The 10,173-nt window shown below is 69.9% G+C and carries 11 protein-coding genes; all 11 read left to right on the forward strand.

Annotation, left to right across the window (positions count from 1 at the left end; all coding sequences use genetic code 11):
• Positions 1-1,296 (forward strand): NAD-dependent succinate-semialdehyde dehydrogenase (locus J0F76_RS18895; protein ID WP_207471880.1); only part of this gene is annotated, 1,296 nt, incomplete at its 5' end.
• A gap of 4 nt (positions 1,297-1,300) precedes the next feature.
• Positions 1,301-2,383, forward strand: coding sequence for an isocitrate/isopropylmalate dehydrogenase family protein (locus tag J0F76_RS18900; RefSeq protein ID WP_207471882.1), 1,083 nt, complete (start codon positions 1,301-1,303; stop codon positions 2,381-2,383).
• A gap of 11 nt (positions 2,384-2,394) precedes the next feature.
• Complete coding sequence (locus tag J0F76_RS18905; RefSeq protein WP_207471884.1) at positions 2,395-3,273, forward strand: NAD(P)-dependent oxidoreductase; 879 nt, start codon at positions 2,395-2,397, stop codon at positions 3,271-3,273.
• A gap of 365 nt (positions 3,274-3,638) precedes the next feature.
• Complete coding sequence (locus J0F76_RS18910; RefSeq protein ID WP_207471886.1) at positions 3,639-4,361, forward strand: cell wall hydrolase; 723 nt, start codon at positions 3,639-3,641, stop codon at positions 4,359-4,361.
• 212 nt (positions 4,362-4,573) lie between these two features.
• Positions 4,574-5,581, forward strand: a complete 1,008-nt coding sequence (locus tag J0F76_RS18915; protein ID WP_207471888.1) for a LacI family DNA-binding transcriptional regulator — start codon at positions 4,574-4,576, stop codon at positions 5,579-5,581.
• 66 nt (positions 5,582-5,647) lie between these two features.
• Positions 5,648-6,316 (forward strand): amino acid ABC transporter permease, encoded by a 669-nt coding sequence (locus J0F76_RS18920; protein ID WP_207471890.1) that lies wholly within the window; start codon positions 5,648-5,650, stop codon positions 6,314-6,316.
• A 1-nt stretch (position 6,317) separates the two neighbouring features.
• Positions 6,318-6,974, forward strand: coding sequence for an amino acid ABC transporter permease (locus tag J0F76_RS18925; RefSeq protein ID WP_242690430.1), 657 nt, complete (start codon positions 6,318-6,320; stop codon positions 6,972-6,974).
• 19 nt (positions 6,975-6,993) lie between these two features.
• On the forward strand, positions 6,994-7,791 hold the full coding sequence (locus tag J0F76_RS18930) for a transporter substrate-binding domain-containing protein (protein WP_207471891.1): 798 nt from the start codon (positions 6,994-6,996) through the stop codon (positions 7,789-7,791).
• A gap of 55 nt (positions 7,792-7,846) precedes the next feature.
• The gene (locus J0F76_RS18935; protein ID WP_207471893.1) at positions 7,847-8,581 is read left to right on the forward strand and encodes an amino acid ABC transporter ATP-binding protein; all 735 of its coding nucleotides are present in this window, start codon (positions 7,847-7,849) and stop codon (positions 8,579-8,581) included.
• On the forward strand, positions 8,578-9,498 hold the full coding sequence (locus J0F76_RS18940; RefSeq protein ID WP_207471895.1) for an NAD(P)-dependent oxidoreductase: 921 nt from the start codon (positions 8,578-8,580) through the stop codon (positions 9,496-9,498). Before J0F76_RS18935 ends, J0F76_RS18940 begins: the two co-directional genes overlap by 4 nt.
• Before the next feature lies 1 nt (position 9,499).
• Positions 9,500-10,173, forward strand: a 674-nt coding sequence (locus J0F76_RS18945) for a sugar kinase (RefSeq protein ID WP_207471896.1), incomplete at its 3' end; no start/stop codon positions are given.

Here is a 10,173-nt window from a genome sequence, read left to right on the forward strand (position 1 = left end):
GCCGTCGACGCCGCCGCCGCCGCCGCGCCGGGCTGGGCCGCGACCCCGCCCCGGCAGCGGGCCGAAATCCTGCGCCGTTGCTGGGAATTGATGACCCGCGACGCCGAAAGGCTGGCGCGGCTGATCAGCCTGGAAAACGGCAAGGCGCTGAAGGACGCGCGCGGCGAGGTGGCCTATGCCGCCGAGTTCTTCCGCTGGTTCGCCGAGGAAGCCGTGCGCGGCACGGGCGACCTGGGGCTGGCGCCGTCCGGGGCGAACCGCATCCTCGTGCAGTACCAGCCCATCGGCGTGTCGCTGCTGATCACGCCCTGGAACTTTCCCGCCGCCATGGCCACGCGCAAGATCGCGCCCGCCCTTGCCGCAGGCTGCACCTGCATCCTGAAGCCCGCGACGGAAACCCCGCTGACCGCCTATGCCGTGGCCCGGCTGCTGGCCGAGGCGGGCGTTCCGGCGGGCGTCGTCAACGTGCTGACCACCAGCACCACCGGCCGGGTGGTGAACGCCATGCTGGACGACCCACGCGTGCGAAAACTGTCCTTCACCGGCTCGACCGAGGTGGGGCGCGTGCTGCTGCGCAAGGCCGCCGACCGGGTGATCCACTCGTCGATGGAACTGGGCGGCAACGCGCCCTTCCTGGTGTTCGAGGATGCCGACCTGGATGCCGCCCTGGACGGGCTGATGGTCGCCAAGATGCGCAACGGCGGCGAGGCCTGCACCGCCGCCAACCGCATCTATGTCCACCGCAGCATCGCCGAGGATTTCGCCGCCCGGCTGGCCGACCGCATGTCGGCGCTGCGCGTCGGCCCCGGCGCCGATGCGGCCACCGACTGCGGCCCGCTGGTCAATGCGGGCGCGGTGAGCAAGGTGGCCGAACTGGTCGACGACGCCGTGGCGCGCGGAGCCCGCGTGCTGTGCGGCGGCAAGCGCGGCGTGGGGCCGGGACATTTCTACCTGCCCACGGTGCTGTCGGGCGTCAGCGACGACGCCGCCATCCGGCGCGAGGAAATCTTCGGCCCCGTCGCGCCCCTTTACGTCTTCGACACCGAGGACGAGGCCATCGCCCGCGCCAACGACACGGAATACGGCCTAGTGGCCTATCTCTACACCCGCGACCTGTCGCGCGGCCTGCGCCTGTCCGAGACGCTGGAGGCGGGCATGATCGCGCTGAACCGGGGCCTTGTCTCGGACCCGGCCGCGCCCTTTGGCGGCGTCAAGCAATCGGGCCTGGGGCGCGAGGGCGCGCATCACGGGATGCTGGAATTCATGGAAGCGAAATACATCGCGACGGACTGGTAGGATCATGAGGAAATATTCCATCGCCACGCTGGAAGGCGACGGCATCGGCCCCGAGGTGGCGCAGGCCACGATCCGCGTGCTGCGCGAAGCCTGCGGCGACATGCTGGACTTCCAGATGCTGGAGGGCGGCGCCGGCCATTACCGGAAATCCGGCGAATGCCTGCCCGAGGACAGCTTCATCGCCTGCCGCGACGCCGACGCGATCCTGCACGGCGCGGCGGGCATTCCCGGCGTCGTCTATCCCGACGGAACCGAGGTGGGCAACGACCTGCACCTGCGCCTGCGCTTCCGGCTGGACCTTTACGCCAACGTTCGCCCCATCAAGCTGCTGCCCGGCGTGACCTCGCCCCTGCGCGGGTTCGAAGGCTGCGGCATCGACTATGTCATCATCCGCGAGAACACCGAGGGCCTTTATGCCAGCCGCGGCGCCGGCGTCCTGCTGCGCGGAGAGATGGCGTCGGACACGCTGGTCGTGACACGCAAGGGGACCGAGCGCGTGGCCGAGTTCGCCTTCAACCTGGCCCGGCAGCGCAACGGCGCCCTGCGCGACGGCAAGCGCCGCGTCACGGTCTGCGACAAGGCCAACATCCTGCGCACCTATGCCTTCTTCCGGCAGGTCTGCGACGAGGTCCACGCCCGCCACCCGGATGTCGAGATCGACTATGCCTATGCCGACGCGATCACCGTGCACATGGTCAAGCGCCCCGACTTCTACGACGTGATCGTGGCCGAGAACATGTTCGGCGACATCATCTCGGACCTGGGGGCGGCCACGGCGGGCGGCATGGGCATCTCGCCGTCCGGAGAGATCGGCGACCATCACGCGCTGTTCCAGGGGGCGCACGGCTCGGCGCCCGACATCGCCGGGCAGGACGCGGCAAGTCCGATGGCGACGGTGCTGTCGGGCGTGATGATGCTGCGCTGGCTGGCCCAACGCCATGGCGACGCGCGCCTGGGGGAAGCCGCTGACCGGATCGAGACGGCATCCGAAACCGTGCTGGGCCGGGGCATAGCCGTGCCGCGCGACCTGGGCGGCGACGCCCGCTGCAGCGAAGTCGCGACGGCGCTGTGCCGGGCGCTGGCATGAAGGAGGAGGGGATGGACAAACCCGTGATCGGCGTCATCGGCGTGGGCCTGATGGGCCACGGCATCGCCAGGAACATCGCGACCAAGGGCTGGCGTCTGAACTATCTGCGCCATGCCGGGAACCGGCCCACCGGGGATCTGGACGCGGCCGGTGCGCGCGGCTGGTCCACGGCGGCAGAGATGGCCGCCGCCAGCGACGTGGTGCTGCTCTGCGTGACCGGCACGCCCCAGGTCGAGGATGTGCTGACCGGATCGGGCGGCGTGCTTGCCGCGATCCGGCCCGGCACGGTGATCGTCGACTGTTCCACGGCGATCCCGGAATCGACCGTGGCGCTTGCCGCCCGGGTAGAGGCCGCGGGCGGTCGCTTCCTCGACGCCGCCATGACCCGCACCCCGAAAGAGGCCGAGGAAGGCCGCCTGAACCTGCTGATCGGCGGGCATGACGACACGGTGGCCGACGTGATGCCGCTGCTGGAAGCCTTTTCCGAAAACCGTTTCCATGCCGGTCCTCCGGGGGCGGGACACCGCCTGAAGCTTTTGCACAACTTCGTCTCGCTGGGCATGGTCACGCTGTTGTCCGAGGCCGCGGCCTGCGCCCACAAGGCGGGCATCCCCGAGACGGTTCTGGTTGACTGCCTGCGGCGCGGTGGCGGCCATGGCGCGGCCCTGGATCGGGTCGCCCCGTTCCTTCTGGAGGGACGGACCGACCAGATGCAGTTCACGATCGACAACAGCCTGAAGGATCTGACCTATTACGGCAGCATGGCGGCCGAGGTCGGCGCCGTCGACACCATCGCCCGCGCGGCGCGCCAGACCCTGTCCGACCTTTCCGAAAGCGGCAACGGAGACGTTTTCCTGCCGCGCCTGGCCGAGGTTCTTGTGAAAGGCTGACGGCCCGCCGGGTGCCGGCCGGGCGCTGATCGGCGGCGCCCCGGCCGTGCGCATCCGGCCTGCCGCGGCAAGGCGCACGCGCCCTCGATCGGGCGGCACGTTGAACAAGGCCCCGGCGGCATCAAGGGCCATCCGCGGCAACGGCCCGAGCCGGCTTCGGAAACGGTCCCGGCATTCGGCAGTCGTTCGCGCCCGTCCGTCGCCGTTCAGGATGTGGTTGCCGCCTCTGCCGAAGATCCTGTCGGCGCCGCCCGTGAACAGCGGCGAGCCCGCCGTGAGGATCGGCGTTGATCTGCCGGGCGCGGACGCCTTGCGGAACGCCGGTGCGCCTGGCGCCGTTCCGAAAGGATCGAAGGAGTATCCCGATGATCCGAGAGGTCCTTGTCACGGCCATCGCGCTTGTCGCCGCCTGGAACTCCAGCAGCCTGGTCTTCCTGCGCGTGGACGAAAGCCAGGTCCGTCAGCCGGTGCCGCGCGTCGCCGCGGACCGATCCCCGCCCGCGTCCCATCCCGCCTTTCGCGACGTCCGGGATGCACGGCCCGCCCCGCCGGAGAACCTGACGTCGCGGCTGGCCCTCAAGCGTGCCGCCGCTCCGCCGCCGCGTCCCGTCCGGGTCGAGACCGCGCGCCCGCAGCCGCGTCCCGCCACGGCGGCGCAGATCCTGGATGGCGCCGCCATTCCCCCGCCGCCGGTATCCCTGCGCAACGCAAGCGATCTGTCCTGCATCGCCGTCGCCATCTATCACGAAGCGCGCGACCAGGGCGACTTCGGCCAGCGTGCCGTCGCCTCGGTGATCCTCCAGCGTGCGGCGTTGCCCCATCGCTGGGGCGGCACGGCCTGCGGGACCGTGGTCCCGACGCAGTTCAGCTTCCTCACCTCGCGCTTCGACTATCCCCTGATCGACGACATGGAGGCCTGGCGGAAGGCGGTCCGGTTCGCCGCCCGCGCCCTTGTCGAGGGGCCGATGCCGGAACTGAAGGGCGCTGACCACTATCATGCCGCGGCCATCACCCCGGACTGGGCCCCGCGCATGACGCGCGTGCGGCTGATCGACGATCACGTCTTCTATGTCGAGGAGGCGTCCTGAACGGCAGGCCTCGCGCGGACGCCCTGCGGCCTGCGACGTCCCTTCGGCTGCCCGGGATCGAGCCTGCCGCGGGCATCCATCCCGGGCTGCGCGCCGCGCCAGCGGGACCTTTCGCCCGTGCCGGAGGGTCCGGCCGCCCGCCCGCCATCCTTCTGGCGCTTGACAGCGTGCCGCGCCTGCTGCCCATAACGCGTGTCACACAGGGGGGCGTGATGCAGCAGAAGCGAGTGACCTTGGAGGAGATCGCGCAGGCCGCGGGCGTGTCGCGGGCGACCGTGTCCCTGGTCGTCCGCAAGTCGCCGCTGGTGGCGGACCATACCCGCGCGCGGGTCGAGCAGATCATGGCCGAGATGGACTATGTCCGCGACATCGGGGCGGCGCGGCTTCGCAACAGGTCCAGCCGGACGATCGGTGTCATCGTTCCCAACCTGGTAAACTCTTTCTTCACGGAATTCCTGTCCGGGGTCGAGGAGGTGATGGCCCGCGACGACCGGGTCGTGCTGCTTGCCAACAGCCATGACGATCCCCGGCGGCAGGACGAAATCCTGCAGCGGTTTCGCGGGCACGGGGTCGACGGGGTGATCCTGTGTCCCGCGGTCGGCACCGCGCCCGAACTGCCCGGCCGGATCGCCGGATGGGGAATGCCGCTGGTGCAGGCGCTGCGCGAGGTCGGCCCGCCCACCGACTTTGCCGGCGCGGACTACATTTCCGCCGTTTCGCTGGCGATGCGGCACCTGGTCGCCCAGGGATGCCGGCGCGTGGCCTTCCTGTCCGTCAGCGCCCGAACGTCGGCCCGCGAGGAGCGGCTGGCCGGCTATGCCCGCGCCCTGGCGGAGACGGCGGCCGAGGATGCGGGTATCGTCGAGGCGGATCTGACCTGGGAAGGCGCGGCGCGGTCGGCCGCGCAGATCCTGGCCCTGGACACCCGCCCGGATGCGGTGCTGTGCTTCAACGACATCCTGGCCGCGGGGCTGATGGCCGGGCTGCGCCAGGCAGGCTGCGAGCCGGGGCGCGATCTGGCCGTGGTGGGGCTGGATGACCTGCCGCTGGCGGCCCTGACCTATCCGACCCTGACCAGCGTCGCCATGGACGCGCCGGGCATCGGGCGCAAGGCGGCGCGCCTTCTGGCCCGCAGGCTGGCCGATTCCGGCGCGCCGCCCGAACAGGACATCGTGGCCCCTCGGCTGGTCGTCCGGGGCAGCAGTCCGAAAAGGGTTTGACACAGCCGTGATTCGAATTTAGATCGTTCTAAATACCGGGCACGACACATCCGCAGGGGAGGGCAGATGTATCAGTTCAACTTCGGACCTGTGTTCGAGAACCTCGACCTGCTGCTTCATGGCGCATGGCTGACGGTCCGGCTGTCGTTTCTGGCGATGATCCTGGGGCTGGCGGTGTCGCTGCTGGGCGCGGTTGCCAAGACCTCGGCCATCCGGCCGCTGCGCTGGCTGGTCGATGCCTATGTCGAGGTGATCCGCAACACCCCGTTCCTGATCCAGATCTTCTTCATCTTCTTCGGCCTGCCTGCCGTGGGCATCTCGATGTCGCCGAACACCGCCGCGCTTGTGGCGCTGGTGATCAATGTCGGCGCCTACGGGACCGAGATCATCCGCGCCGGCATCGAATCGATCCCGAAGGGCCAGATCGAGGCGGGGCGCGCGCTGGGCCTGAGTTCCGTCAACATCTTCCGCTACGTGGTCGTGGTGCCTGCCCTGCGCAACATCTATCCGGCGCTGACCAGCCAGTTCATCTACCTGATGCTGACCTCCAGCGTGGTGTCGGTGATCTCGGCCAACGACTTGGCCTCGGCGGGGGCGGATCTGAACGCCCGCACTTTCGCCAGCTTCGAGATCTACCTGGTGCTGACGGTGATGTATTTCCTGCTGGCGCTCGGTTTCTCGGCACTGTTCGGGGCGATCCGCCGCGTGTTCTTCACCTATCCCGCGAGCCGTTGACATGATCCGCGAATTCTCGTCCGCCGATGTGATGTTCATCGTCCTGGCCGTCCGCTGGACGCTGATCCTGTCCGCCATCGCCTTTGCGGGCGGGGCCGTGGGCGGGCTGCTGGTCGCGCTGGCGCGCACCTCGGCCAGCAGGGCGCTGCGGCGCGCGTCCGCCGGGTTCATCCAGGTGTTCCAGGGCACGCCGCTGCTGATGCAGTTGTTCCTGGTCTATTTCGGGCTGGCGGTGATCGGGCTGCCGATCGACCCGCTGCTGGCCGCCGCCGTCGCGCTGACCCTTCATGCCAGCGCCTATCTGGGCGAGATCTGGCGCGGCAGCATCGAGGCGGTGCCCCCCGGCCAGACCGAGGCCGCGACCGCGCTGGCGCTGTCCTATCCCCACCGGATGCGGCATGTCGTCCTGCCGCAGGCCGCGCGGATCGCCACCGCGCCGACGGTCGGCTTTCTGGTGCAGCTGATCAAGGGCACCTCGCTGGCCTCGATCATCGGCTTTACCGAACTGACGCGCGCCGGCCAGATCGTCAACAATGCCACGTTCAAGCCGTTCCTGGTCTTCGGCACCGTCGCGGCCCTGTATTTCATCCTGTGCTGGCCCCTGTCGCTGATGGCCCGCAGGCTCGAGGCGCGGATGCGCCTTGCCGTAACCCGCTGAATCTCGAGGAGGAGAAACCATGAAGCTGAACCGCCGCCTGTTCGCCGCGCTTGCCGCGACAACGCTTGTCGCGGGCCTTGCCGGGCCGTCATCCGCCGCCGATCTGGCCGCTATCGAGGGCGCCGGGACCATCAAGGTCGGGATGCTGGTCGATTTCCCGCCCTTCGGCATCCAGGACGCCTCGGGCAACGCGGACGGCTATGATGCCGACGTGGCCAAGGCCCTGGCCGAGTCGCTGGGCGTCCAGGCGCAGATCGTGCCGGTGACGGGGCCGAACCGCATCCCCTATCTGCTGTCGGGCCAGGTGGACGTGCTGGTGGCATCGCTTGGCATCACCGAGGAACGGGCCCAGAAGGTCGACTTCTCGACCCCCTATGCGGGCATCGCCATCGCCGTCTATGGCGCGACCGGAACCGAGGTGAAGGAACCCGCCGACCTGGCCGGCCAGACCATCGCCGTCGCCCGCGCCTCGACCCAGGACACCGGCGTGACCGGCGTGGCCCCCGAGGGCACGGAGATCCGCCGCTTCGACGATGACGCCAGCGCGGTGCAGGCGCTTTTGTCGGGGCAGGTCGGCCTGATCGGCCTGTCGAACGTCGTGTTCCTGCAGGTGGAGAAGGTCGCGGCCGGAAAGTTCGACAAGAAGTTCGACCTGTCCAGCCAGGTGCAGGGCATCGCGGTCGCGCCGGGGTCGGACGCGCTGCTGGAAAAGGTCAACGCCTTTGTCCAGACCGCCCGCACCGACGGCACGCTGGACGAGATCCACCGGAAATGGCTGGGCGAGCCGCTGCCGGACTTCGTCAAGAGCGCCGAGTGACCGGAACGGCCCGGTCCGCGCGGCCGGGCCGCCTTTCGTGGAAAAAGGGGGGATCATGTCCGAAGACGCTGTCATCATGCGCGCCGTCAACAAGTATTACGGCGGCTTTCATGCCCTGGTCGATATCGACCTGACCGTGCGGCGCGGCGAACGCATCGTCATCTGCGGCCCGTCTGGGTCCGGAAAGTCCACGCTGATCCGCACGATCAACCAGCTCGAGGCGATCCAGGGGGGCACCATCGTCGTGGACGGGGTGGAACTGACCGCAGGGGGCGACAACGTCGCCCGGGTGCGCCAGGACGTCGGCATGGTGTTCCAGAACTTCAACCTGTTCCCGCACATGACCGTGCTGGAGAACTGCGTCCTGTCGCCCATGAAGACCCGCAAGGTCCCGCGCGCCGAGGCCGAGGCGACCGCGCGGCACTATCTGGACCGCGTCAGGATCCCCGAACAGGCCGACAAGTATCCCGCGCAACTGTCCGGCGGCCAGCAGCAGCGCGTGGCCATCGCCCGCGCGCTTTGCATGAAGCCGCGCATCATGCTGTTCGACGAGCCCACCTCGGCCCTGGACCCGGAAATGGTCAAGGAGGTGCTGGACACCATGATCGACCTCGCGCGCGAGGGCATGACCATGCTGTGCGTCACGCACGAGATGGATTTCGCCCGCGCCGTGGCCGACCGGGTGATCTTCATGGACAAAGGCGTCATCGTCGAGGAAGGCGCCCCCGACGCGTTCTTCGGCAACCCGAAGAACGAACGCCTGCGCAACTTCCTGGGGCAGATCGCGTGACCCGTCCCCGCATCCTGTCGCTGGCCGCCCTGAAGCCCGAGGACATGGCCCGGCGGCTCGAGGCCGACTACGAGGTGGTGCGCGACATCGCGGCCGCCGCCGATGTCGAGGCGGTCGTGACCGCCGGCAACGTGGGTCTTTCGACCGAGCAGATGCGGCAGCTTCCCGCGCTGCGGCTGGTCGCCGTGAATGGCGTGGGCCTGGACGCCGTCGATCTGGCCGAGGCTTCGCGGCGCGGCATCGCCGTGACGACGACGCCGGATGTCCTGTCCGCGGCCGTGGCGGAAATGGCGCTGGCCCTGGCCCTGGCGGTGGGCCGGCAGGTTGCCCAGGGCGACCGTTTCGTGCGCGCGGGCGACTGGGGCCGGGGCGGCAAGCTGGGCCTTGCGTCCTCGGTCCTGGACCGGCGGGCGGGGGTTCTCGGCTATGGCCGGATCGGCCGGCGGCTGGCGGACATGCTGCGGGGCTTGGGAATGACCGTCAGCTATACGGCGCGGGCGGAAAAATCCGGCACGCCCGACAGGTTCCGCCCCGACGCGCAAAGCCTGGCGCGGGATTGCGAGCTGCTGTTCGTGACGGCGGCGGGCGGGTCCGACACGCGCGGCCTGGTCGATGCCGGTGTCCTGGCCGCCCTGGGTCCGCAGGGCATCGTCGTGAACGTCGCCCGCGGCCCGGTCGTGGACGCGGCGGCCCTGGCCGAGGCGCTGCGTTCGGGCGCGATCGCCGGGGCCGGGCTTGACGTCTTCGACAACGAGCCGGACGTGCCGCAGGCGCTGCTGGATGCCCCGAACTGCGTGCTGACGCCCCATGTCGGTTCGGCCACCGTTCAGGCGCGCCGGACGATGGCGCAGCTGGTGCTGGACAATCTGGCGGCGCATTTCGCGGGCAGGCCCCTGCCCACGCCCTACGAGGCCTGACATGCGCGTCCTGGCCATCGGCGAGCCGCTGATCGAATTCACCGCCCGGGCCGACGCGCCCTCGACCTTTGACAGGCGGGCCGGGGGCGACACGCTGAACACGGCGATCTACCTGGCCCGGCTGACCGCGCCGGGGACCGTGGGCTACCTGTCCTGCCTTGGCGACGATCCCCACAGCCGCTGGCTGCGCGGCCAGATCGAGGCCGAGGGGGTCGACACCGCGTTCCTGATCGAAAGGGCGGGCGGGCGGCCCGGCCTCAGCTTCATTGCGACCGATGCGGCCGGGGAACGCAGCTTCGCCTACTGGCGCGACCAGTCCCCCTTCCGCGACCTGTTCCGGGACGGGTCCGGCCTTGCGGCCCTGGACAAGGCCGATACGCTGTTCCTGTCGGCCGTCGCGCTGGCGGTGCTGCGGCCGGACGGCCGCGCGGCACTGCTGGACGCGCTGCAAAGGCGCCGGGCGCAGGGGGCGGGCATCGTTTTCGACACCAACTATCGCCCCGCCTTGTGGACGGACGCCGCCACGGCGCGGCAGGTGATCGCGCGAGCGGCGGGGATCGCCACGCTGCTGCTGCCGTCCTTCGACGACATGGCCGGCTGCTTCGGCTGCGCCGATCCCGCCTCTGCCATCGCGGCGCTGCGGGGAATGGGCGGGGCCGAGATCGTCCTGACAAC

The sequence above is a fragment of the Paracoccus fontiphilus genome, assembly GCF_017356265.1.
Taxonomy (GTDB): Bacteria; Pseudomonadota; Alphaproteobacteria; order Rhodobacterales; family Rhodobacteraceae; genus Paracoccus; species Paracoccus fontiphilus.

Excerpts from the sequence above, each read along its gene's own strand:
- J0F76_RS18900 (WP_207471882.1), top strand. The coding sequence starts at position 1,301 with ATGAGGAAATATTCCATCGCCACGCTGGAAGGCGACGGCATCGGCCCC.
- J0F76_RS18905 (WP_207471884.1), top strand. The coding sequence starts at position 2,395 with ATGGACAAACCCGTGATCGGCGTCATCGGCGTGGGCCTGATGGGCCAC.
- J0F76_RS18910 (WP_207471886.1), top strand. The coding sequence starts at position 3,639 with ATGATCCGAGAGGTCCTTGTCACGGCCATCGCGCTTGTCGCCGCCTGG.
- J0F76_RS18915 (WP_207471888.1), top strand. The coding sequence starts at position 4,574 with ATGCAGCAGAAGCGAGTGACCTTGGAGGAGATCGCGCAGGCCGCGGGC.
- J0F76_RS18920 (WP_207471890.1), top strand. The coding sequence starts at position 5,648 with ATGTATCAGTTCAACTTCGGACCTGTGTTCGAGAACCTCGACCTGCTG.
- J0F76_RS18925 (WP_242690430.1), top strand. The coding sequence starts at position 6,318 with ATGATCCGCGAATTCTCGTCCGCCGATGTGATGTTCATCGTCCTGGCC.
- J0F76_RS18930 (WP_207471891.1), top strand. The coding sequence starts at position 6,994 with ATGAAGCTGAACCGCCGCCTGTTCGCCGCGCTTGCCGCGACAACGCTT.
- J0F76_RS18935 (WP_207471893.1), top strand. The coding sequence starts at position 7,847 with ATGTCCGAAGACGCTGTCATCATGCGCGCCGTCAACAAGTATTACGGC.